The sequence below is a fragment of the Microcoleus sp. AT9b-C3 genome, from assembly GCF_036705485.1.
Taxonomy (GTDB): Bacteria; Cyanobacteriota; Cyanobacteriia; order Cyanobacteriales; family Microcoleaceae; genus Microcoleus.
Map to the genome: position 1 here is coordinate 167529 of NZ_JAUBUR010000007.1, position 25088 is coordinate 192616.

At 46.5% G+C, this 25088-nt stretch carries 19 protein-coding genes; 6 read left to right on the top strand and 13 right to left on the bottom strand.

Annotated elements, in window-relative coordinates; genetic code table 11:
* Positions 1-11: 11 nt before the first annotated feature.
* Positions 12-170, bottom strand: a complete 159-nt coding sequence (locus tag QUB77_RS09235) for a hypothetical protein (RefSeq protein ID WP_333171601.1) — start codon at positions 168-170, stop codon at positions 12-14.
* A 228-nt stretch (positions 171-398) separates the two neighbouring features.
* Between QUB77_RS09235 and QUB77_RS09240 the strand changes: the two genes are divergently transcribed.
* Both QUB77_RS09240 and QUB77_RS09245 read left to right on the top strand, forming a co-directional pair.
* On the top strand, positions 399-1400 hold the full coding sequence (locus tag QUB77_RS09240; RefSeq protein ID WP_333171603.1) for a hypothetical protein: 1002 nt from the start codon (positions 399-401) through the stop codon (positions 1398-1400).
* 26 nt (positions 1401-1426) lie between these two features.
* Complete coding sequence (locus QUB77_RS09245; protein WP_333171605.1) at positions 1427-2251, top strand: sulfurtransferase; 825 nt, start codon at positions 1427-1429, stop codon at positions 2249-2251.
* 170 nt (positions 2252-2421) lie between these two features.
* Here QUB77_RS09245 and QUB77_RS09250 read toward each other — a convergent pair whose 3' ends face one another.
* The 7 genes from QUB77_RS09250 to rfaE2 form a co-directional block, all read right to left on the bottom strand.
* The gene (locus QUB77_RS09250) at positions 2422-3894 is read right to left on the bottom strand and encodes an MBOAT family protein (RefSeq protein ID WP_333171607.1); all 1473 of its coding nucleotides are present in this window, start codon (positions 3892-3894) and stop codon (positions 2422-2424) included.
* A 595-nt stretch (positions 3895-4489) separates the two neighbouring features.
* Positions 4490-6028 (bottom strand): ATP-binding protein, encoded by a 1539-nt coding sequence (locus tag QUB77_RS09255; protein WP_333171609.1) that lies wholly within the window; start codon positions 6026-6028, stop codon positions 4490-4492.
* A complete protein-coding gene (locus QUB77_RS09260; RefSeq protein WP_333171611.1) occupies positions 6025-7044 on the bottom strand; it encodes an ATP-binding SpoIIE family protein phosphatase in 1020 nt (339 codons plus the stop codon). Before QUB77_RS09260 ends, QUB77_RS09255 begins: the two co-directional genes overlap by 4 nt.
* A 303-nt stretch (positions 7045-7347) precedes the next feature.
* A complete protein-coding gene (locus tag QUB77_RS09265; protein WP_333161485.1) occupies positions 7348-7746 on the bottom strand; it encodes an anti-sigma regulatory factor in 399 nt (132 codons plus the stop codon).
* Between the two features lie 387 nt (positions 7747-8133).
* The gene (locus tag QUB77_RS09270; protein WP_333171614.1) at positions 8134-8523 is read right to left on the bottom strand and encodes an STAS domain-containing protein; all 390 of its coding nucleotides are present in this window, start codon (positions 8521-8523) and stop codon (positions 8134-8136) included.
* Between the two features lie 55 nt (positions 8524-8578).
* Positions 8579-9448 carry an STAS domain-containing protein gene (locus QUB77_RS09275; RefSeq protein ID WP_333040028.1) on the bottom strand — a complete coding sequence of 290 codons (870 nt, stop codon included), beginning with the start codon at positions 9446-9448 and terminating at the stop codon, positions 8579-8581.
* Between the two features lie 141 nt (positions 9449-9589).
* Positions 9590-10084, bottom strand: coding sequence for a D-glycero-beta-D-manno-heptose 1-phosphate adenylyltransferase (rfaE2, locus tag QUB77_RS09280; RefSeq protein WP_445251723.1), 495 nt, complete (start codon positions 10082-10084; stop codon positions 9590-9592).
* A gap of 796 nt (positions 10085-10880) precedes the next feature.
* Here rfaE2 and hpsJ-B point away from each other — a divergent pair.
* Both hpsJ-B and QUB77_RS09290 read left to right on the top strand, forming a co-directional pair.
* Entirely contained in the window at positions 10881-11711 is an 831-nt protein-coding gene (gene hpsJ-B / locus QUB77_RS09285) for a hormogonium polysaccharide biosynthesis protein HpsJ (RefSeq protein ID WP_333171618.1), read from the top strand.
* Positions 11712-11797: 86 nt separating this feature from the next.
* Complete coding sequence (locus QUB77_RS09290) at positions 11798-12715, top strand: glycosyltransferase family 2 protein (RefSeq protein ID WP_333040020.1); 918 nt, start codon at positions 11798-11800, stop codon at positions 12713-12715.
* A 505-nt stretch (positions 12716-13220) separates the two neighbouring features.
* Here QUB77_RS09290 and glgB read toward each other — a convergent pair.
* The 3 genes from glgB to QUB77_RS09305 all read right to left on the bottom strand — a co-directional run bounded on the left by glgB (position 13221) and on the right by QUB77_RS09305 (position 16968).
* Positions 13221-15515, bottom strand: a complete 2295-nt coding sequence (gene glgB / locus QUB77_RS09295; RefSeq protein ID WP_333171620.1) for a 1,4-alpha-glucan branching enzyme — start codon at positions 15513-15515, stop codon at positions 13221-13223.
* Between the two features lie 638 nt (positions 15516-16153).
* The gene (locus tag QUB77_RS09300) at positions 16154-16462 is read right to left on the bottom strand and encodes a hypothetical protein (protein ID WP_333171621.1); all 309 of its coding nucleotides are present in this window, start codon (positions 16460-16462) and stop codon (positions 16154-16156) included.
* 257 nt (positions 16463-16719) lie between these two features.
* Positions 16720-16968 carry a serine protease gene (locus QUB77_RS09305; protein ID WP_333171622.1) on the bottom strand — a complete coding sequence of 83 codons (249 nt, stop codon included), beginning with the start codon at positions 16966-16968 and terminating at the stop codon, positions 16720-16722.
* A gap of 337 nt (positions 16969-17305) precedes the next feature.
* Between QUB77_RS09305 and QUB77_RS09310 the strand changes: the two genes are divergently transcribed.
* Complete coding sequence (locus QUB77_RS09310) at positions 17306-17881, top strand: hypothetical protein (protein WP_333171623.1); 576 nt, start codon at positions 17306-17308, stop codon at positions 17879-17881.
* Between the two features lie 288 nt (positions 17882-18169).
* Positions 18170-20098: a penicillin-binding protein 2 gene (locus QUB77_RS09315; RefSeq protein WP_333171625.1), complete on the top strand. Its 1929-nt coding sequence runs from the start codon at positions 18170-18172 to the stop codon at positions 20096-20098.
* Positions 20099-20393: 295 nt separating this feature from the next.
* Here QUB77_RS09315 and QUB77_RS09320 read toward each other — a convergent pair whose 3' ends face one another.
* Positions 20394-20957, bottom strand: coding sequence for a transcriptional regulator (locus QUB77_RS09320; protein WP_333171629.1), 564 nt, complete (start codon positions 20955-20957; stop codon positions 20394-20396).
* 2243 nt (positions 20958-23200) lie between these two features.
* Complete coding sequence (locus tag QUB77_RS09325) at positions 23201-25036, bottom strand: APC family permease (protein ID WP_333171631.1); 1836 nt, start codon at positions 25034-25036, stop codon at positions 23201-23203.
* Positions 25037-25088: the final 52 nt, after the last annotated feature.

The following is a 25088-nucleotide window of genomic DNA, read 5'->3' on the forward strand; positions in this document are numbered from 1 at the left end:
GCACAAATTTTTCACCTAAAATTTCCCATCTCCCATCCGCGCGATCGAGGATTTTTCCAGGCGGAGGCTGGTTTTAGGGGCGATGCTTGCAATATCTGGACTGGCGCGCCCGGTATCAAAAACCCGGTTGCAGCAGTATTTGACGGCTGAGCGAGAGAACTTGGATTCATCACCAAAAACCTGAATTCGGTTTTTAGCTAGGAATGCAAGTCCTGCCCCAAGGGATGCCAGGCCTAGCGAGAGTGATAATTTGCATCTTTGGGCTGGGATTTGCCACGATACATTATACTATTTGTTGAATTTCAGTTATTGTGTTTTCAACTCCAAAAAACTCTTTCTGAATTTTTTATTTTTTCTGCCTTCTCTCTTCTATCTTCTGCGTTATCAGGTGTCCAGCTATGACAGAGGTTAATTTTCAGGAACTTGCCAAGCAGGGAAATCTCGCCACTGCTATCGCATCTTGGCTAAACAGCAAGTTACAATCTGAAGGCATCACAGCCTCGGCGAATCTCGACGGCGACTGTTTGGATGTAATTCTTGAGGCCGAGCAGGTACCGATAGAAGATACATTAGTTGATTTTGTTCGCACCGAGCTGACGAATTTGCAGCCGGATTCGATTCGCAAAGTGAAGGTTGAGGGGCGAGAAAGCGGTCAGATTGCTGCTGCTTGGAGTCAAGAGTTTAGTTTGGAGAACATCAATTTTGAACAACAGAGCTTTGCAGGAGAATCTGTGCCAAATACTGCTGTTGCTAATATAGACGATCGCACAGAGATGGAGAACAATTTTGAGGAGGAAAAACCGCCCGAACTTGCTGCATTTGAGAATCGGCTGCGATCGACTTTCATTGTAGTCGGCCTAGTAACGGGTATGTTGGCGATCGCCGTGGTGGCGTTTGTCGGTAAGATTTTAAACGAGCCGACAGCAACTGCGGGGAATAATCCCGATGAAACAGCAGATTTAGCAACTGCACCAGATACTTTTCGAGAAGCCGTTAACAGCGCACTCAAAGCAGCAGAATTAGGGCGATCGGCAAAAACCAAGGAAGATTGGACTACAGTTACCGATCGTTGGCAAGAAGCGGTATCATTAATGAGAAGAGTACCAGTTTCTAGCCCCAACCATCAACTAGCTCAAGCAAAAGTAATTGAGTATCAGAAATATCTGCTTTACGCTCAAGAAGCAGCAGTAACTCCGCCTCTGCCAACTCCAACTCCGGCACCAGCCGAAAAATCACCTGCGGAAAAAGCAACCCCTAAAAAATCCAATTCGCCCAAAGAAACTTCGGAGAAAGCAACTCCTAAAAAATCCAATTCTGAAAATAGAGCTTCAGAGAAAGCCAATTCTAATAAATCTCTTTCCGACAAGGCAGAACCAGAGAAAAAATCTCCTTCCAGATAGATGTTAAAATATAGATTTGACTAATTATGACTGACAACAACTACATCGTTTCTCCTGAATGGTTAGCCACCAATACCGACAACCCGCAAGTTGTAATTATTGACTGTCGGTTTTCCCTTGCCGACCCTGAATTGGGAAAAAAACAATATCAAGAAAGTCACATTCCCGGAGCTTTCTATTTAGATTTAAACCGCGACCTGGCGAGTTCAGTCGGCAAACACGGCGGTAGACATCCCCTGCCAAATATTGAAGAATTATCTGCGAAATTGAGCGCGATCGGTATTAATTCACCAGAAACTTTAGTCGTAGCTTATGACGATTCGCGGCTAGCTTTTGCGGCTCGTTTGTGGTGGCTGCTGCGATATATGGGACACAGCAAAGTTGCTTTGTTAGACGGCGGTTTCAGTGGCTGGAAAGCGGCGGGCTATCCGGTAACAAATATTTTGCCAGACCCCCGCGAGGGTAAATTTGTGGCTCATTTGCAGCAGGATTTGGCGGTAGATATTGAGGCTGTAAAAGAGCGTAAAGACTTGCCGGGAAAGGTTTTGGTTGATTCGCGAGAAAGCGAGAGATATGAAGGTTTGCGGGAGCCGATCGACCCCATTGCAGGTCACATTCCGGGTGCGGTTAACTATCCTTGGCAAGGGGTGACGGATGAAACTGGAAAAGTGCGATCGGCATCCGAACAAAAACAGCGGTGGACGGAATTAGAAAAAGCCGAAGAAATTATTGTTTATTGCGGTTCTGGGGTGACGGCTTGCGTTAATTTACTGTCTTTAGAAATCGCCGGAATTTCCGATGCTAAACTTTATGTCGGTAGTTGGAGTGACTGGTGTTCTTATCAGTTGTAGGGTGCGCATTGCGCACCTTACGGGAAGCGCAATGTATTTGTAGGGTGCGCATTGCGCACCTTACGGGGAGTAAAACTGCGCACCTTGCAGGAACCGCAATGCGCAACTCAATGTATTTGTAGGTGCGCATTGCGCACCTTACGGGGAGTAAAACGGGAATCAAAGATCACCTAAAAATCAAAATAAATATAAGGCAAACCCCCTTCTGGAGCCAACACCCAAACCGCATACAAACAAAGCGGCACTAACACCAATTTCAGCGGCCAATTTAACTCCAATTTCAAACCCCGACTCAACGCATAATTCCCCAGCATCGCCGCAGCCAAAGCCGCCAACATCCAAGTTAAATGCACTCTTTCCAAACCCAAAGCTTCCCCATAAACTTTCTCAGCAAACTGCACGTCAGCAGTGTGTCCCCACAAATGCGAAATCGCCCATCCAGAATCTTTTAAATCGGGAAGACGGAAAAATATCCAACTACCAAAAACCATCGCCTGAGTCAACAGCCAACCGATCGCAATCCCGATCGGATTTTCCCACAAAAACTCGATCCGCAACCGCTTAAACAGCACATCAGTCAGCCTGTGAACCGCCAAAGCCAAACCGTGTAAACCCCCCCACACAATAAATCCCCAAGCCGCACCGTGCCAAATTCCCGCAATTAACATGACAATAGCCAAATTCAGACAAGTGCGCCACAAACCGACTCGCGAACCGCCCAAAGGAAAATACAAATAATTGCGTAGCCAATCGCCTAAAGTCATGTGCCAGCGCCGCCAAAAATCAGCTATACTGGCACTAAAATAAGGAAAATCAAAATTTGGTGGCAAATACCAACCCAGCAGCAAAGCAGTACCGCGCGCCATGTCAACATAGCCACTAAAATCGAGATAAAGTTGCAGCCCGTAAGCAAAAATAGCCAGCCACAAATCCTCGCTACCCGCCCGCTGCAAGTTGGTAAAGCTTAAATCGACATAAATTCCTAAGTTATCTGCGAAAAGACCTTTTTTTACTGCACCAAAGGCGATCGTCCAAAGTCCCTCAGAAATGCGATCGGGCGTCGGAAATTGTTGGGTTTTCAGTTGATAGATCAAGTTGTGATACCGAGTAATCGGGCCGGAAATCAGTTTGGGAAAAAACAACTTGTAAGCAGCAAAGTGCAGCAGCGAAGTAGCAGCAGGCGCGCCTCGGTACACGTCAATCAAATAAGCAATGCACTCAAAGCAAAAGAAACTCAATCCCAAAGGTGCGATGACGTGACTTTTCACCCAGTCAGCCCCGTCGATAGCTACAGGCCAATTGAACAAAGTGCCGATCGAACTCAATAAAAAAGGCACATACTTAAAGCCCAGAAGCAGCAACACATTCAGGCAGATGCCTATCCACAGCAGCAACAAACGGCGCCGGTTCCAAGATTCATTAGCAATCCGCCAATCCAGAGGTTCCCCTATCGCCATCGCCAAGCAGTAATTAAACAAAGCACCGACTAACAGCAGAGGAATATACCAAATTTGCAGCGAAGCGTAAAAAATTAAACTACCCGCCAACATGATGAACAGCCGCCACCACCGCAGCGGAACCAACCAGTAAGCCGCGAACAAAACTAACAGAAACAGGGCATATTGAAGGGAGATGAAAGTCATACCATTTTAGATTTTGGATTTTAGATTTTCGATTTAAGAATTGAGAATGGCTTATTTGGTATGGGTTTGGATCGCGGCCTTACTGTTGCATTATTTTTAATAATCCAGACTTTGCTAAGAACGAGATTTATCATGGGTTTTAGCCGATCGCCGACACGAAAACAGGCACTCGGTAAGTCCCTACTATATAGTCGGCCACTGAGAACTGCTACATTTTACAGCACAAAGGTTAAATGCTGTTGCAAATTAAATAAATATTGCCTGCTATAAATTAACGCTCTTACGAACCATATAAAATTTGGTGAAAAAAATATAATTAGGTTCGCAGCATCGGACTTCAGTTCTCAAAAGCTACAAGGCCTGATATTGTTTCCCCTTGCATCGGAATAATATTTTTCACCGTGCAGTGCTAGCATCCCGCACAGCAAAAAAGTGATGTAACCCAAAATGTTTTGAATTCATCACGATAGCAGGTATTTGACAAGTAGTGCGATCGCACTTCAACCCTTCCCAAACCTTAAATTCGGTCAGATCCGGTATCACAATGTCGATAAAAATTGCTTGCGGTGGCTCAAAGAGCAGCCGAACCCAAGCTTCACCACCGTTGGCGACCTATATCGCAGTACAATGAATTTTTGCCAGCAAGTCTTTCAGCAAATACCGAAAAACTATCTTCATCCTCCTCAATCAGAACTTTTGCTGCTGAATCCGGCACTGGCGAGCGAGAATTTGCGCTCGCCTGCGGTATTTCATCTGCCTTAGCAGCAGCTATTTCCAAAGAGTTTTCTGTATCTCCCGGATACAGAATCGGCAGTGTGACAAAAAAAGTCGAACCCACTCCGGGTGAACTTGTGATTTCAATACTTCCCCCTAGAAATTCCGCCAGTTTTTTGCACAGAGACAATCCCAATCCCGTGCCTTTGACGCCATTCTGCAAGGGGTTTTCGAGTTGGACAAATTCTTCAAAAATCCGCCTTTGATCGGCTGGAGGAATGCCGATGCCCGTATCTGCTACTGAAAAAGTAACTGTTCCCTCCTCTCCCATTTCCGCAGCCACTCGAACTTCACCTGCTTCGGTAAATTTGAGGGCATTAGAAATCAGATTTCGCAAAATCTGAGAAACTTTTCCCTCGTCGGTTGTGAGGATGGGAAGTTCGAGAGGATCTTCAAAAATTATAGAAACGGCAGAGTTTGGGGGAAGCAGGGGGCGCATCATTCCTCGCAGGGCGCTGAACAAATCTTCGACTTCAAAATCAGCCACGCGAACAGTTAGTTTTCCAGCTTCCACTTTGGCTAAATCTAACGAGTCGTTGACAAGTTCTGCGAGAGATTCGGCGGATTTGTAAATGTAATTTACTTGCTTGTCCTGTTCTGCTGAAAGTTCTCCGTCGAGGCGATTTAACAATATTTCCGAAAGGCTCATAATTGCCGTTAGCGGAGTGCGAAACTCGTGGCTCATATTGGAGAGAAAGCTGGTTTTGAGTTCGCTGGCGCGCCGGAGAGATTCGGCCTTGTCGTTCAATTCAGCGTAAAGTGCCAGGACTCCGCGATTGGTATCTTCTAGTTGTTGATTTAATTGTACGAGTTCTTCTTGACGCTGGCGGAGTTCGTCTAAAGTGCGTAGTAATTCTTGATTTTGCTGCTGAATTTCGGCATAGGGATCTTCGGGAATTTGGCGCGCTAGTTTGTCAACTAATTGATTGAGTTCGATCGCACTCAGCGCGGGCATATTTTTGGAAAACTGTTTAATTAATTGTACAGCCGTTCCGCGATCGGGCGCCGAGTCGATTTGCACTTCGTCCATCAACCGTTTGGCTGCTGCTAAACCGAGTCCCGCGCCAGTTTGCGATCTAAAATTGGGGCTTAACACAGCCGGTAAATCAGCAATTCCCGGCCCGGTGTCAGAAATCCGAGTCCGAAAAATTTGGGGTGATTCCCCTTCCACAATGAATTCTACTTTGCCACCGCCTGCATATTTGAAAGCATTGCGGGCAATTTCGGAAACTGCTGTGGCGATGCGAGTTTGTACTTGGGAATCGAATCCCAGCCCTTTAGCAATTTGGCGAGCTCTCTGGCGTACTTGTACGATGTCTTGTTCAAAGCGGACTTCCGTCGTCAGGATTGGGTAACTCACGCTGCTTCTCTCACCTTGGCTACTATAACTGTCATGTCATCGCGAGTGCGTTTGAAGTCCCGGTAGAGCACGGCTGCGATTAAAGCAGGATGTCTGGAGGCTAAACCCGGGTAGCGGTTTAAATTCCACTGCGCCGCCAAACCGTCGGAGTGCATGATGAGTAGGGACTGCTGCGACCAAGGATAGACAAATTCTGCTACTTTTCGCATCATATGTCCAACTGTGCCGTTGTAGGAAACCATGCTGCGGCTTTGGTTATCTGTGACAACTACACCGCTGATGTTTCCAATTCCGGCAAAACAAATTGTTTGTTGGGTAGGATCTATTTGGGCGATCGCCGCAGCCGCTCCTCTGGTATTTTTTAAAGCAGTGTGCGCCTTCTCTAAAATTGCTTTCGGCCCGAGTTTGGCGTTTTCCTGAAATACCCGCACTGCTTCGCGAGACGCTTCCTGGGCCAAATCCCCGTATCCGAGCCCGTCTGCAACTAAAATCAGGTTTTTGTCAAGGTGATTTTCTGCCGCCCAGGAATCGCCGCAAATTTGCTCTCCTACTTTCGGCAAGTGGATAACCCCAAATTCCAAGTAATTGCTGTTTTGGAAGACTTCCCGGCTATTTTGGGTCGGTTCCAGCCGCGCTAATAAGGCTGTCCCCAGTTTTGGTACAGAATGAATATCAAAAAAAGTAGAGAGGCGTTTAATTGCCCCCAGTCCAGTTCCAGGGCTTCCCGCTGTAGAAAAACCATCCCGCAGACAAAGCGCGACATTTGCCATTCCTTGGCCCCGGTCTAGCGCTACTATTTCAATGCTATATCCTGCGGCTGTTTTTGATGTTCGCAGCAAAATTTCTCCTTCGCCCGCGTGCTTGACCACGTTTTTTGCTGCTTCGGTGGTAACAATTGCCACTTTACCGCGATCGGTATCGTTAAATTCGACTTCGGCCGCCAGGGCGACTGCGATTCGCCGCGCTTCTCCGACTTGACTTTCTTCTGTTACGGGCAAGGCTACGGCATCTATCATTTTTTATAAGCTCTCATAATGAAATCCTCCATACGCCAACCCTCTCCGGGTATGGTGTGGGATTCCAAGAATCACTTCTTGGCTTTGCTGGTTACTGTTTATACCAATTTAAAAAAATAATACAACTATACGCAACCTCCAAACCCCGATCGTCCTCACTCAATCGATTTTAGATTTTAGATTTTAGATTTTAGAATTGAAGCATTAACCCCACGGATTCATCGGGGGGCTTGTATCCAGGATACTTTCGGTCATTCCCAATGGTTTAATCAAAAATCTCAACTCTCAAATCGTATTACTTCTTCAGCGCCAGCGGACGATCGCAATTTTAGTTCCCTTACCCACTTTGGAAACAATCTCAAATTCGTGCATCAACCGCTTGGAACCACTGAGCCCCAAACCCAAACCGTGATTAGAAGTATAACCGTCGGTCATTGCTAATTCGATGTCTGGAATTCCCGGGCCCTTGTCTTCAAATATCAGCCTCAGCCCTTTGCGGGTTCCTAATTGCAGCGTTTCGAGAGTTACAGTTCCCCCTTTGCCGTAGTCTACAGTATTGCGGGCGAGTTCGCTGGCTGCGGTAACGATTTTTGTTTGGTCTAATAAACCGAATCCCATTGCTACAGCCCAAGTTCGCACTTGCTGTCGGACGTGGACTATATCGGATGACGATCGGATTTCTAGTGTCTCACGTTTTGACATGGCGGCTACTGTACCAAAATAGAACTTCTCCACAAAATATAGGACTTACACTCGTCAACTTAGTTTCTCCTAATAGGACTTACACACTTACTACGATTTTCTCTCTAAAGAGAACATAGTGCAGGAATCTTAAACCCTTGATTTAACCCCCTTGAGTGCGTAAGCCCTTTCCTAAGAAATCTTTAGTTTGTCAACAGGGTATCTACAAACAAACTAGGTTTCTTTACTGCCTGTGCCTAAGTTACGGGACAATTAATCGACTGCTTACCAGAAAGAATTGGTTTAAAGCCCCAAGCCTTGTAGGTAGAAATTAAAAGAAGACTATTTATTACTCCAATCCTCGGACTTCCAGGTAGAGGTCGCTATAAAGCGGTCAACTGTCAACTGTCAACTGTCAACTGAAGATTGCTCGTCAAGATACCAACCCAAGGATTTTCTTAACAAAATCATGCCCTTTTCAACGCTTAAAGCTGTGCGAACTCCTGTCAGGGAAAGCCCCAACTCAACGAGGGTAATAGCAACCGCTGGCTGCATCCCGACTACAACTGTCTCCGCATCTAAAATTCGTGACATACTAGCGATATTGTTGATAATGCGACCGATAAAAGAATCAACAATTTCCAGGGAAGAAATTTCAATTAACACACCTTTAACACCTGTTTTTACGATGCGGTTCGTCAGGTCATCTTGCAGCGTCATTGCTAAGCGATCGTGCATATCTACTTGAATTGTTACTAGCAAAAATTCTCCCATTTGAAGAATTGGTATTCGTTCCACAAATTTACCTATTTGTTAAGTTTTACTTAAAATTTACTGTCAGACTGCAATATGTTTATCTTTCCTCTTTAAGATTTTTTATAGTTAAACCTTGGCGCTGCAAAGCGACTTTAAAAGCATCTGCTAAAGTCGCTTTTGTCAGAATATCCTGCAAGTCAACTCCCAAATGAACTATGGTTTGAGCTATTTGCGGGCGAATGCCGCTGATGATGCACTCAGTACCCATTAAACGGGCGGCGGCGACAGTTTTTAATAAATGTTGAGCAACTAAAGTGTCAACAGTCGGCACACCTGTAATGTCTAAAATCGCAAATTCTGAGCCTGTTTCCATGATTTCCTGCAACAGAGTTTCCATTACTATTTGAGTGCGGGCACTGTCGAGAGTCCCGATCATGGGTAAAGCGAGAATGCCTTGCCAAAGTTTGACTACGGGTGTTGACAATTCGAGCATTTCTTGCTGCTGGCGTTCGATGACTTCTTCGCGAGCTTTGAGAAAAATTTCTGTCACCCAAAGGCCGAGCTGGTCTAATAAACTGGTGGAAAGCCAAAGTTGTTCGACAAGTGCGTCGCGGTTTTCTGTCAGTTCATGACAAAGCCGATCGAACAATGGCTTTTTGAAGCATAAAATGAAACTCGCTATCTCTGAGGGAGTAAAACCTCTCTGAACGCGCGATCGCGAAACTTCTGCTAGCAGCACCCGCATATTTTCCCATTCGGGTGTCTGGATGTCGCTAAAGTTACCGTTCCCGACTGCAATGTGCAGCAATTGCAGGAACTCTTGACACTCGGAGCGCAATTCTTTGGCTCTCATCAAGTCGTCCCGCCGCAGCCCGGTATTTTGCAGTTCTTTGAGCCAGTCTGCTAGTAACTCTGCTTTGTGTCTTTGTAGGATTTCCGCGATCGTGTTATTGCTTGTGAGTTCCATTGAAATTCTCTCCTGCTTAGGAATTGGGATGAAGTTGTACGAGCGATTCCCTACGGAATAGCTTCGCCGCGCGTACCAAGCGTGTTTTTTGATGGGGCAACTTCTGAGTTTAGCTCACTGTTTGCTGTTTGCGATCGAGGGTTAAGTACCTAATTGTAAAATGCGTTTGACGATCGCACTGGTAGAACTCGGAACTTCTATTTCGATCAAGGAAATCTTGCCACCTCCGGCGATAACGGCCGGTGCTTCCGGCAGAGTTTCGACTTGATAGTCGCCTCCTTTAACGTATATATCAGGCTTCAGGATATTTATCAGTTTAGTTGCTGTAATTTCGGAAAAAATTACTACGGCGTCTACTGGTTTGAGGGCTGCTAACACTTCGGCTCGCTGATTTTCCGGTACGATCGGGCGGGGCGGCAATCCCGGCTGCTGCGGTTTGATAGCTTGCACGCTGGCGTCGCTATTCAATCCCACCACGAGCGATCGCCCCAATTTTTTGGCCGCCTGCAAATAGCGGACGTGGCCGCAGTGCAGGATATCGAAGCAGCCGTTAGTAAACACGATCGGACGCCACTTGTCCGGATCGGATGCGATCGATCTTTCAAGTTCTCTCAACGTATAAACATCAGAAATCATTGCAGTCATTACCACCCAATTTAAACAGCGATCCAAATTATCCTACCAAAAAATGTGATGTTTGCACTTGCGATATTAAAAAATCCATCATTCAATATCCTACTCATTAATATTTGTAGGTGAGCAGAAAATTAATTAGTAAATAGTAAATTTTAACCCAGAATGGATAAGGGAAAACTACCGAGGGCGAAGCAGATATGGAAAACATAATTTCTCCGTCAAAAACAGCTACTCGTCTATCGGTGACTGCCGTATCCTGCTGTTGGTAACTGGAGGTTAAAAAGGTTGGTAAACAATTATTTATTCCCGCCCTCTCTTATATCAATTACTATAAGACAAGGGATGAGAGTTCCACCGCATCGGGCAGGCGATCGGGTAGTGAGAACCCTAGGGGGTGAAACCCAGCGAAACGCGCTCCTCCTGTGTCTATTCTTTCTGACACCGCCGCGCGAGCGAAAGCTAGTTAAAAGCTGGAACCTAAGCGTGCAGAGCTAATCTTTACGCTGGATTCGCCAGACTATAGAAGAAGCCAGCAGTTGCTTGCAGCAGTTTCTGGGCGCTATCTTGACCAAGCCTTACAGCCACCCCTGAAGCGCGCAGCCTTTTGTGTCCAACTCTATATAGCTGTGCAGAAACTCGACCTTTTGGGTCGCAACCGCACCTTGTGAAAACCCAGGGGAAAGTCGAGGTCGGTACCCGAAGCAGCTATTTTGGTGGAAAATAGCTTAACTCCTTGAACAAAATCCACTCAACTACCCCATTGAATCTAACGGTGTAGAATTATCTAACACGAATTATGAAAGCAAGTAATAGCCGTCAATTTTCTTCAGTAGCTGCTCGAACTCTAAAAGTAGTTGGGATTATCTTGATTCTCTCTGCTTTGCTTGACTGCATTGTTCTGTCGCTGCCGGGAGAAACTTCAGACCTTCTCAATCGAGGCTGGCAGTTGGCTGCAGCAACTCAGATAGTTGACAGGGGCATTATTCCTTTGATCGGTATCGCCCTCCTGATGACTGGCTTTTGGGTTGACAGCAGCAGTGGAGTCTCTATTGAGCGACGCAAGGTTTGGCTGGACTTGCGATTCTGGGCGCTGTTGATTTCCAGCTTGTTAGGTCTAGTTTACCTATCTCTGGTTCCCGTTCACCTCAACAATACTCGTTTGGAACTCAAGGATGCTCTGGCTCAAGTCGATCAAGAAGCGGGACAAGCGGAAGGTCAACTTGAGGCACAACTTAAAAGCCCTCAATTTAAAGCTCAGGTAGAACAGCTCAAAAGCCAGCGTCGCAGCCAGATAGGGGCGCTGCTGGAAGACAATGGGAAGCTGCAACAAGCACTCAAGAGTCCAGAGGTTCCCAAGGAATTGAAAGCTGTGCTTGAGGAGTCGAAAAATGACCCGAAAGCCGTTGACAAGTTCCTGGAACAGCAAGCTCAAGCACTTCCGACTCAAGCTCGTAACGAGATTCGCACCCGCAAGCAACAAAAAGAGAAAGAGTTAAGAACTCGATCGAGAAATTCGAGTTTGCAGACGGGAATCACCAGTTTGCTGTTAGCGATAGGCTACATTACTGTTGGTTGGACGGGATTGAGAAGTATGGGAATTTTGCGGTTCGGCCGCCGCAAAAATTGACCGGCGCTGGCAGGGATCGTGCTGGTCGAGACATCCCTGAGAAATAGTTTGTTTGCCCAATAGTTTGCCCTTACTGAAAGCTGGGAATGTTCTCAATTTATATTCTGACTTACAACGAAGAGATTGATATCGCCGCTTGCATTGAATCGGCGCTGCTTTGTGACGATATCATTGTAGTTGATTCTTTCAGCACAGATCGCACCCTTGAGATTGTTCAGAACTATGCCGTGCAAACAGTGCAGCACCGCTTTGAAACTCACGGACGCCAGCGGACTTGGATGCTCCAAGAAGTCCCCTGCAAGTACGAATGGGTTTACATCCTCGAAGCTGACGAGCGGATGACGCCTGCACTGTTTGCTGAATGCTTAAAGGCGATCGAAAGTCAAGAATATATCGGCTATTACGTAGCTGAAAAAGTAATATTTATGGAGCGCTGGATTCGCCGCAGCACTCAATATCCCCGCTATCAAATGCGTCTGTTTCGCAAAGACCGAGTGTGGTTTACTGACTACGGTCACACTGAACGGGAAGTCTGCAACGGGCCTACTCACTTTTTGAAAGAAACTTACCCTCACTATACTTGCAGCAAAGGTCTTTCCCGCTGGATTGAAAAGCACAACCGCTACTCGACTGACGAGGCGGCTGAAACTCTTCGTCAATTAGAAGCGGGTCAAGTAAATTGGTGGGATTTATTGTTTGGCGCGTCGGAGGTGGAAAGGCGCCGCGCTTTGAAAGATTTTTCTTTGCGCTTGCCTTTGCGGCCTGTGGTGCGCTTTTTCTATATGTATATTTTACTGGGCGGATTTCTTGACGGCCAAGCCGGATTGGCTTGGTGCACGCTGCAAGCTTTTTATGAATATCTAATTTTGCTGAAAGTTTGGGAAATGAAGCATCTACCACTACCAACTTTAGAGGTAGCAGCCGAACAATCTATTTCGGAAGTAGTAACAGTTGAACCGTCAAAAGTTTCTTATAATCTTGGCGCTTCTGATACTCGAAATTAAAAATAGGTAAGAGGTAAGCTCGCCTAGCGGTAGTATTTGGAACTTGTACCCTCGCGGTTCCCCCGCCGATCGGACTCGATGGGTAGCAGAAGTATTGAGAAGTGGTATTACATCCTTACCGTGTGCATCAAAATTATTCATCTCTCTCTTCTCTTCCTCTGTGAACTCTGCGTACTCTGCGGTTAAATCATTCCGATGCAACCGGAATTAATATTAAATTCCTTAAATCCGAAGCAATCGAATCCGTTGCAGAACTTCCTTCTTTCGCCACAACAAAACAAAAAAACCCGGCTCTCCTGGGTTTATGGTAGATACGGTATCAGACACAACTGTTCGCGATTCGGTGATGCCCTTGGAGTAAGGATATGCAGTTTGTTTATCACCACAAACTCAGGATAGCCAAAAACCCGATTTCTTGGAGAAACCGGGTTTCTGAATACCCTCAAATTTTTAGGTTTAATAAAGTTTTGATTCTTCTTAACTCAAAACTCTCACGACTCACAACTTAAAACTCTTGAGATTTGGCTGTTGTTTTTGCCCGATCGAGCTTTAAAATCAATACCCCCAAAGGTGGCAAACACAAGTCGATCGAATAAGCACTGTTGTGGAACCACCACTCCTCAGTCCACTTACCGCCCAAATTCCCCATATTGCTGCCGCCGTACTCCCGCGCGTCGCTGTTAAACAACTCCGTATAGAAACCTGGTTCCGGCACTCCTACGCGATAGTGAGAGTGTGGCTGCGGCGTAAAATTGCACACTGTCACCACAAACTCGTCGCCATCCTTCTCTCGGCGCACAAATGCCACGACACTGTGTCGGTTGTCGCTGCAATCAATCCACTCAAACCCATCCTCAGCAAAATCTTGACTGTAAAGTGCCGTTTCGCTGCGGTACAAATTGTTCAAATCCTTAAAAAACAGCTTCAACTTTTGGTGCGGCTCGAATTGCAGCAACTGCCACTGCAAATCCCCCCAAACGTTCCACTCGTGCCACTGACCAAACTCCATCCCCATAAAGATCGTTTTCTTTCCGGGATGAGTAAACATAAAAGTAAACAAACACCGCACGTTTGCAAACTTTTGCCATTCGTCCCCTGGCATTTTCCCGATGATGTGAGCCTTGCCGTGGACTACCTCATCGTGGGACAAAGCCAGCATGAAATTCTCGCTGTGGTTGTACCACATACTGAAAGTTATGTTGTTCTGGTGGAACTGGCGGAACCACGGGTCCATGTGGTAATAGTCGAGCATATCGTGCATCCAACCCATGTTCCACTTCAGGTTGAAACCCAAACCACCTACATAGGTCGGCCAAGATACCATCGGCCAAGAGGTAGATTCTTCGGCGATCGACAGCGCACCAGGGAAATAGCTAAAAATGACGTGATTCGCCTGACGCAGAAAATCTGCCGCCTCGATATTTTCCCGACCCCCGTACTGGTTGGTCAGCCATTCTCCCGGTTCACGGCAGTAATCCAAATAAAGCATCGAGGCTACGGCATCAACACGAACCCCATCGATGTGGTACTTGTCAAACCAGAACAGAGCGTTTGATACTAGGAAATTCCGCACTTCGTTGCGGCCGTAGTTAAATACTAGGGTTCCCCACTCTTTGTGTTCGCCCTTGCGGGGATCGGCGTGTTCGTACAAGTGAGTTCCATCAAAGAAAGCCAAACCGTGGCCGTCTTTCGGGAAATGTCCCGGTACCCAGTCCACGAGTACGCCAATGCCGTTGGCGTGGCACTGGTCAACAAAATACATGAAATCTTCTGGTTTGCCGTAGCGGGAAGTTGGGGCAAAATAGCCGGTGACTTGATAGCCCCAAGAACCGTCGAAAGGATGTTCCGCGATGGGCAGCATTTCGATGTGAGTGAATCCCAAATCTTTGACGTAGGGTATCAGCCTATCGGCTAATTCCCGGTAAGTCAGAAAGCGCGCCCCGGGATTGAGTTCCGAAACCTGCACGGTTGGTTCTATTTCCCCATTTGGTCGCACGGCGGGTTCGTCAGTCGCGGCGTGCAGCCAAGAACCGATGTGGCATTCGTAAACCGAAACCGGCTGCGTCAGTGGGTCTGTTTGTCGCCGCTTTTCGATCCAAGCGCTGTCGTGCCACGTGTAGGTGTCTAAGTCCGTGACAATTGATGCTGTTTTCGGCCGCACTTCTTGCTGGAAACCGTAAGGATCGGACTTTTCGTAGGGATGTCCGTCTTGGTTTTTCACTTCGTATTTGTAGGAAGTTCCCACGGATAGTCCCGGAATAAATAATTCCCAGATGCCATTTTGCGATTTCCGCATTTGATGTTTGCGGCCGTCCCAATAGTTGAAATCTCCTAAAACAGAGACATTGCGAGCATTCGGAGCCCAAACGGCAAAATATACTCCTGTGATGCCACCTACCTCGGTGAGGTGCGCCCCGAGTTTTTCATAAATGCGGTGGTGATTGCCTTCTGAGAATAGATGCTGGTCGAATTCTGTGAGTTTGGGCGATCGAAAGGCGTAGGGATCGTAGATGAAGCGCTCGTGTTCCCCTTCTTTGACCCGCAATTGATAGTTTGCTAGTTCTGGGGTGTCGATCGTACATTCAAAAAAGTGAGGGTGATGCTCTGATTTCATCGGGTATTGGGCCCTGGCCTCCGGCAAAACTACGGATACCGCATCCGCATTCGGCAGATAAGCTCGGACGACCCAGACTTTTTTGCCATTTTCTTCGATCGCGTGAGGGCCTAGCACTTCAAATGGATCGTGGTGCTGATTCCAAACAATGCGGTCAATCTGTTCAAAGGGGACGGTCGCGGGCATAAAACTACTTACCTCAATCTTTTAACTAAATGGCTTTCAAAACCTAGAGTGGCGCTGCACTTTACATTTCGATACATTTTTGATCGCTGATCCTACCACTGATTAGCACGATCTTGCCTGCTGCAGCTCCAGCGCGCGCCCTTGCACACACAGCAGGCTGTTACCTTGCCGGCGGCCGAGCTGGGGTTTTACTGCTAACATCTAAGTATAGAAATATTAAAACAAATTGAAAAACTTATATTTTTTCCCAAAAGTCCTTGACTTATTACTTAATATGTGATATGAAAAGTTTTTAAACTAACTATTGTCGATTTGCCACTGCCGGAAAGTCAACCCTGTAAGTGTTGGGCAGCAGTTAATATAATAGTTTACCTGGAATTTTCATGTAGGGGCGATCGCCCGATCGGTAGACTTTCACCTGCCGGAGGCTAGGTTGGCCCACAAAGCCCGTGAATTTGGGCAATACGCTCAAACAGCGAAGGAAGCTTAACTCGGTATTGAGGAATCAAAGCTAAAAAACTCAGCATGGCGACAGCAGCAAGCAATATCTGCCATGCTCAACATCGCTTACCAGCGACGGTGGAATAGGTTTAAAGCAGCATTCAGGCGCAACTGGAGCGAGTTTTGCCGAGGCATGGTTAATACCGAACTGGCGCGGCGCCAATTGAATCACTAAAGTCGCTCAAAACAGACAAAACAGACCGGTAGATTTGCTTGCCGGCACCGACGCGAAACTCGTCGTCAACAAATCGAGTAGCAATGGCGATGCTTTCATCGAGGCAGTCTTCGATCATCCAAGCCTCAGCTTGCTTTCCTCTCGTCTGCAGCCAACAGCGACGGGGAAGGAAAGCGAGACTCGATCGACAGTGCAAAATTTGCGTCGAGTCTGCGAGATCCTCCGGTTGATATTCAGTTGAAGCAGCAGCACTGGCAATGTCCTCAAACATCCTGTCACAGGCTTGAGTTTCAAAACGTGCAGGCCGGGAGTCAAATTTTCTAGTTGAAAGGGAATGCTCTTGTAACGCCGCGAATCAGCGGAATTTGCTGCTGTAAGGGGACGTAGTGAACTTGAGTAGTAAAAGCATTAGACAATTACTAACACCCAACTTGAGACCTAGACCTATGAGATGAAAAAATGCGAGGAGCGAACAATTTTTCACCTGGAGGCTAGGCTCGTTGGGCAAACACTCTCGGATCGCCCTAGTTAGGGAGACTTTTTAGGAGAAGGGGAAGCTGTTCCACCAGCCCCAGTTCCACCAGCCCCAGTTCCACCAGCCCCAGGAGTGGACTTTGGAGATGGAGAAGAAGCAGGAGGAGTAGTAGTAGTAGTGCCAGTGCCGCCAGGGCTGCTGGGAGAGGGGCTAGAGCTGGGGGTTGTGGTATCTCCTCCGCAGGCGCCGAGGGCTACTGCCAAGCCCACTGCCAAAGTCAAACGAATTAATCCCTTGTTCATAAAAACTCCTTAACATTGAAAACCCATCGCAAGGAAGGGAATAGTTTACTTGAGAAACAATGCTGGCACGAATAGCTCAACGATTCGCTCGTTGATTACAATACTGCATTTATTCATAAATTTCACATAGATTATCGCTAACCAGCAAAGATTTCTTTTTTTTGGCAAATCCTGAAGTCAAAGAGACCGGTGGTAGGATGGGTTGGTTGGCTTGTGAGGTATCCTTGGTAAGGATAACCGATCGAACGCAGATGGCCACCACTGGCGATCGTCTAGACAAAAAACTCTTAACCTCAATCAAGCTGAAGCTACCCCACTTTACGTATTGGTGAACTCTATGACCGCTGCTATCAGATCCCCCGATTCTCCCCGCTCCCGCTCGACCCGCAAGCCCGCTGCTGGCGCTGCCAAAAGCAAAGTTACTTCTATTGCCAAAGCTAGGCGGGCGAAGACAGGGCCGGTATTGCCCAACTACTCGCCAGCCGACGAACAGGCTCAGGCTCAGTCGTCGGCATCGGTGCTGAAAGTCTTGCCCAATCGCCTGCAGCAGCCAGTGTGGTTGCGATCGCTCCTGCAGGCACAGCGCGCCTCCTCAGTGGTAGCAGTTATGCTTTTGGGCGGTGCTCTGAGTCTCTACGGCTTGACTGTTTACGGCGAGCAGCGCTGGAGTCAGGAGTATCAAAAACTGGAAACTCTGCGCCTCCGGGAACAGCAATTGAGTGCTTCTAGTGAAGTCTTGAAACACCAACTGGCTAAAGAAGCCCAAAATCCCGAAACCGGTTTGGCTCCGCAGAATCCGGGGGACACGATTTTCTTGCAGCCGGCCCCTGAAACTCGATCGCCCGTTGCGGCACCAAATTCTGAGCCAGTTCTCAAGAAGGGAGCCGGTGTGGAAACACCGCTGGGCTATTAAACCTGTGTCAAAGCGGAGAGCGCCCGAGGGCCTGAGTGTCCGAGGGCCTGAGTGTCCGAGGATCTAATTTCCTTTTTGTTTGACTTTTTTGCAAGTGGCGATCGATTTTTCTGCTTCCAACCGGAAGTTACAGATTAAAAATAATAAGACCCCTTAAAAAACCAGAATCCAACTGTACGTGTGAGCCCAACCCTGCTCATTCCCAAGTTGTAAATTTTATCTTTTAAGATTTAAGTTAGAAATTATAAATTCTAAAACGCTCTAACTTGCTATTGAATTTTTAATGCCATGAGCTACGACCCCCGTTTTGACCGCTACAGATCGCCGAATTTCAAACGCACAAAACAGGCGGGCGATTCCCTACGGGATAGCTTCGCCGCGCGTACTGGGTGGGAAAAACCAGCCAAACCTAAATCTTCGGGCAGTTTCGGCCGATCGCCACAACAGACGGCTGCATCTTGGGGGCGGCCGGTGGAGCGTTTAAAGCGCAGCAAGTTCCGTTTGTGGGCCGTGTGGGCGGTGTTGATGCTGGGGGGGCTAGGGCTGGCTGTGAATTTGTTTTATTTGCAGGTGACGCGAGCTCCGGCGCTGCGTAAACAGGCCGAGCAGCAGCAAACTCTCAAAACGAAGCCGTTTGTACCGAGACGCCCGATAATTGACCGCGCAGGGAATGTTTTGGCGATCGACAGACAGGTGTACACGCTCTACGCTCACCCGAAGTTGTTTAACCACTCGAAGGCGGAAATTGCTGCTAAATTGGCTCCGATGCTGGCGATCGATCTGAGTCCGGGAACTACGTCGGAAACTGAATTGATACGCAGGTTTAATCTTGCTGAAAGCGGTATTACAATTGCGGACTCTCTGCCTCAAGAAGTTGCCGATCGCGTCGCTGGGATGCAAATTAAAGGTACTCTGGTCGATGGCTTGGAGTTGCTGCGGCAGCAGCAGCGTTTTTACCCGCAGCAGGAGTTGGCGGCGGATATTCTCGGTTATGTGGACGGGGAACGGAAGGGACAAGCCGGGGTGGAATACAGCCAGCAGAATTTGTTGGAACGATCAATGCCGTCGATTCAGTTTAGCAGGTCGAGCAATGGGAATTGGGTTCCCGATCGGCTGACGGCGGGATTTGTGCAGCTTGATGACTTGAAATTGCAATTGACGATCGACACTCGCTTGCAGCGGGCTGCCCGAAGTGCCCTCAAGGAAAAAATGAAGCAACACGATGCGAAGCGGGGCACGGTGATTGTGATGGATGCCCGTAACGGGGAATTGCTGTCAGTTGTGGCGGAACCTTCTTATGACCCGAATCAATATTTTAATTTCGATTTGTCGCGCTATAAAAATTGGGCTGTAACTGATGTTTATGAGCCTGGTTCGACTTTTAAAGCGATTAATGTGGCGATCGCTCTGGAAGCGGGTGCGGTGAAACCTAATACTGTGTTTAACGATGAAGGTCGGATTTACATGAATCCCTGGACTATCCAAAATTCCGATTACCAAAGAGCCGGCGCGCGCGGCCCTTCGACTGTTACTGAGATTTTGAAACATTCTAGTAATGTGGGGATGGTGCACATTATGAAAACCATGAAACCTTCTCTTTACTATCAAGCTTTAGAAAAACTCGGACTCGGACAAACTGCAGGAACTGATTTGCCTTTTGAAGTAACCAGTCAACTTAAAAATCGAGAGCAATTTATTAACTCTCCTGTGGAAGTTGCTACTACGGCTTTTGGGCAAGGTTTTTCAATTACTCCGATGCAGTTGGTGCAGCTTAACGGGGCTTTGGCTAACGGTGGCAAGTTGGTGACTCCTCACGTGGTGCGGGGACTTTTTGATAGGGATGGTGAAGCTTATTGGAAGCTTCCGAGGGCGGTTCCCAAGCAGGTTTTTTCGCCGGAAACTACTAAGCAGGTTTTAGAAATGATGGAAACTGTGGTTGATGGTGGTACGGGGAAAGCTGCACAAATTCCTGGGTATCGGATTGCTGGAAAAACGGGCACGGCTCAAAAAGCTAAGGCTGGTGGGGGTTATTCTGACAAGGCGATTATTACTAGCTTTGTGGGGATCATGCCTGTGGAGGCTCCTCGGTATGTGGTTTTGGCGGTGATTGATGAGCCGAAGGAGGGTTCTTCGGGGGGTACTGTGGCGGCGCCGATTGTGGAGTCGGTGATGGAGGCGCTGATTTCTATTGAAAAGATTGCGCCGAGTAAGAAGTAGTTGATTATATCTGAGATGTGGCGTCAGGAATTGACATCGAATGTAACGATCGACAACAAGGCTATTGAGGACAGCGCAATGCCGTTTTCCTACGCCACAATGATTCATCGGGCGATCGCATTTAACGATCGACAACAAGGCTATTGAGGACAGCGCAATGCCGTTTTCCTACGCCACAATGATTCATCGGGCGATCGGATATGACGCTAGACAACACGGCTATTGAGGACAGCGCAATGCCGTTTCCCTACCCCCAAAATAATCGTAGCTGGCGGGGCGGCACGCCATCGCCTTGTCAGTAACAATATCTTTTGTTTTCGTTGGGTGTTGATTGTTTTTTGGAGGTGCGTTTATGTCCTAAAAGAGTGGAGATGATGATGCAGCGTTGGCTGTTTCTTAAGTTGGGATGATATAGCGTTAGGGTTCCTTTGGCTCTTATACTCGTTAGGGTGCAGTCGTGGTCGCTTCGAGATACGGGGCAACCTCGATGGTTGAACATGACTCGCCGGATTGTGCCGTTTGTTTTTTGCTCGTTGTTTTCATTTACTTGGAGCACTGTTGTTTCATCTGTATCTATTTGAATTTGCGGTTCTAGGTTTTTCCATTGACTGGCTGGTACTTGGGCTGGGGAAATGTCGGCTGGGTGAACTGCTATTTGTACATTTTCTCCTACTTCTTTGAAGCTGGCTTGCCATGAAATTTTGTCCCGTTTGGCGTTGCTGTGTGCAAGTTCCATTGCCCAATAAGCTCGATCGAGCGATACTTTTAAACGGTGGTTGTTGATAAACATTAGCCAAGAGGGGGCGACGATCGCACAAAATATTCCTATGATTAAAATAATTATCAATAGCTCAAGCATTGTAAAACCTGCGGCAGGTGTAGTGGCTCTGCCTTTGAGCGTTTTATATATTGACACGTAGATGCACTCCCTGATATTTAGCGGGCCAAAAAACAGCTAGGAGGAGCTATTTTTTATTGGGTATATTTTAACTTTGGGTTTGGGGAGTGTGTAGATCGGTATTTACTGAAAATTTATGCAAATTTAACAAAGCGGGTAAGGAAACGGTTGTCAGGAAACGGTTGTGCGGTTTCTCTATTGCAGTTTTGTCGATCGCCCGATCGCATCAGAGTCCGAAGGTATGTAAGGAGAATCTCACTTTTGCAGCCAAGCTAGAAATTGGAGTTTTGAGGCAGGAGTTTTGAGGCAGGAGGCAGAAGGAAAGAAGAGCATTTCACTTTTGCAGGGAGTAATTATACTCAGGCCGGTTTTCGCTGATTACCAATTAAGCCGTTCAAGTAAGCACAACTAGGAGCTAATACTTGTCCCACATATTCTGATTTTAAACTCGCTTCAGATATTTTAATTCGTCTGGCTATTTGCTTCATATCAAATCCGTTAGCATCGGAATAGTAAATTCGAGTTCACGGTTGACTGTTGACTGTTGGCGGTTGACTGTTCACGGCGTCAACAGTCAACCGTCAACATCATGTATGAGTGTAACCGGAAATGATATCATGCCTGATTCTACCGCTCCCGAACCAATTGAACAGATGCCATCCCTGGAGAAAACTTCATAGTTGATAATCCTTTCTTTGTGCTTTTCCTTCATATTTGCAAAAATTCAATGCTGATTTTTTCTTTAGCTTTGTAAATAGAGCGCCCGCACTCTCTACATTCCCTTTCCACAAGTATGCTTCTGCTTGCTTGAGTAGCTTAATTGAACCGCCTACTTTCTGAAGATTTTCAGTGAGATGATACCAATCGAGAATTTCTCTGCTCTCCTATTCACAACTGATGTCCTTAAATATATTCCACACCCCATCATGTCCATCACCTAAGCAAGTGATAGGGTTTGCTAACAGTTGTTTATTTGCCCAATCAATGAGATCATTTTGATTGAAACTAGCCACTCTACAAGCTGGCGACACAATTAATTTATAGTCTTTACCTTCAGATTTTTCTCAGGAAAAGTGCGCTCAGTCGTACTTTTCCACCATCGGTGCTTAGCTCCGAAATATCTTCTGTTGCTCTGGGGTGGTCGAAGTCTTGAGAATGTACTAATCTGTGTTGTGTTTTAGACGGAACAGTCACCCTCGTTATATACTCAATATCTTGGGCTGCATGATTATAAGCAACATTGGCACGCTTGTCTTAAGCAACAGTTTTCTAAATGTGCACTCAACTTACTACCATAGCCTAGTTAATCTGCTTGCTTCTGGGTAATACTTAAATTACATAGAGTCATTTTTAAGGTTTTTATTCTTCCTGCTTTTGTACCGCTAGCTGAGTAGAAAAAAATCCGATATGCGGTTTCACATGAGGCAAAACTTGTTCTATGACTGCGAGATCAATATCTTCTAAGGTCGGAAAATTCACGATCACAATCAGCATAAAAAATGGCAGAAATAGCATCTATATGTGTTTTAATTGCCTGTTGTTGTTCGGCTGTCATGATTCTATCTCAAGTGGGAAGACATGATAATTATTGCGTATTTTACTGATGATAGCTAAAACAGTTATGGGGATTATTATGAGTATTTAGATTCATCACCAAAGTGACACGCTCCCCACTGGGATCTTGCCAGTGTTCTTTCAAAGAACTATTGAATTCTCTTGTGGCACTGGGATCTTGCCAGTGTTCTTTCAAAGAACTATTGAGAGAAATAAAGTAGACTTTGGTGCTGTAACTAACATCCAGACTTGGCATAGACAAAGCTCGCAAAAACCTATTCAAGTTTTTTGACAGGGGCATAAATAGTCTGTTGCGGGTTGCATACTAACCCCCAGTAGTTGAAGAGATTTTTGAGGCAAAAAAAGATTTGAGTGCAGCAGCCGCAATCTTTTTCAAGATAAGTTGAAAGGCAATTATCTAATGACTAAATTTATTGTATATCATTTCTAATCTGTCAACCCTTTTAGTGAATATTTAATAAATATATATGATTTACCCAGCAGTGTCAAAAACCCGGTTTCTCGTAGAAAAATAGCATCCAAACGAAAGATTTTGCGAACAAACCGGGTTTATTGGGCCAGCGCGTGACCGAATTCCAGTCTTACTTGCGAGGAAGTAGGGGCAATCCCCCGTGGTTGCCTATCCCCACTTAAAGATAATATCTAACCGTTGTTACAACCCGACTTCTTTTAGCCCGCAAAGCCGCTTTCAAAAAGAAAGCAGTTTGATTGTGCAGCAGTCCCTCCCACCAATTTCGCGTCACAAAAGCCGGAATGATCAGCGTTAAATATACTCCCGGTCGCTGCTCTTCAAACAAAGCCAAAAAGTGTGTCAAAGCCGAACTAACAGAACGGTAAGGTGAGTCCAGGATTTCCAAAGGAATATCAGACTGCAAATCTTTCCACGCTAATTGTAATTTTTCTCGATCGGTCAAACCAATATCTACGTGAACTGCCACAACTTCATCAGCAATTAAACGAGCGTAATCGAGGGCCTCGAAAGTTCCTCGGTGCAACTGCCCGACTAACACCACTGCCGGATGTGTCACCGTTTTAACTCTAGGTCTGCGAAGATAAGACCTCGGTTCTATTCCCTGAATGCTCAAGCGAGCTGCTACATAGCGATAGTGCCGGTGAATAGCTAAAAATAGAGTGACTACGATAGGAATAGTTACTACGACAACCCAAGCTCCCAAAAGGAATTTTGTAGCGAGGATTACAGCCAAAACTGCCGTTGTTGCCACTGCACCAATACCGTTCATCACAGCACTAACTTGCCAACCTTTACCTCGTTCCTTAAACCAGTGAATTACCATTCCCGATTGGGAGAGAGTAAAAGAAGTGAAAACTCCAACCGCATACAGGGGAAGCACCGCGCTCGTATTGCCTCGAAAGATGATAATTAAAAGAGCAGCGCAGAAGCTTAGCAGATTAATCCCATTAGAATAAACTAGGCGATCGCCCAACAGCGACAATTGCCTCGGCAAGAACCCGTCCCGCGCCAAAAAATAACAAAGTCGCGGAAAATCTGCATAACTCGTATTCGCAGCCAACAGCAAAATCAACAGAGTTGCTGCCTGCAAATAGTAATAAAATATACCGACACCAAAAATTTGTTTTCCCAATACAGAAAGGAGCGTTTCATGTTCTGTAGGAATCACCTGATAAATATGAGCCAAGTAACTAATTCCCAAAAACATCGCTCCCAGAATTCCCCCCATATAGCTCAAAGTCAGGCGCGCATTTTTCCATTCAGGAGGCTTAAAAGCCAACACCCCGTCTGATATGGCTTCAACTCCAGTCAGGGCTGTACAGCCCGCCGCAAAAGCGCGCGCCAGCAGAAATAATCCCAAAGGTTCCTTAGCGGGAATATTTTGTAATGTCGGCATAACATTACCTGTTGCCTGTTGGAATAAACCGCAGCCAATCAAAACAAAAATCCCAACGAGAAACCCATAGGTGGGAACCATAAATATATTGCCCGATTCCCGCAATCCCCTGAGATTGGCAAACATGATTAGGACAATAAAAACTAAGCACAGTTCAACTGTGTAGGGTTGCAGCGAGGGAACTGCTGAAGTTAGGGCCGCCACCCCAGCCGAAATACTCACTGTTACAGTTAAAATGTAATCAATCATCAGCGAAGCTGCTGCAATCAAGCCAGGATAAATACCTAAATTTTCTCGCGCTACAATGTAAGCGCCACCGCCGTTAGGGTACGCTTTAATTGTCTGTCGGTAAGACAGCGCCACGATCGCCAACAGTAAAATAATAATTCCAGAAATAGGCAGCGATAAACTCAAACTGCTACTGCCCGCTAGTAACAGTACCAGCAGAGTTTCTTGAGTAGCGTAGGCAACAGATGACAGTGCATCGGAAGCCAGAACAGCTAGTCCTGTAGCGTTGCTCAGGCGTTCATGAATAGATGCGCTAGTGGGGAGAGATTCACCCAGTAAAAATCGCTTGAGTCGAGAATAAGTGTACATTGAAACTCAATATATAGCCGTCCACAAATCATAATCGAGACGGGGAAAGTTT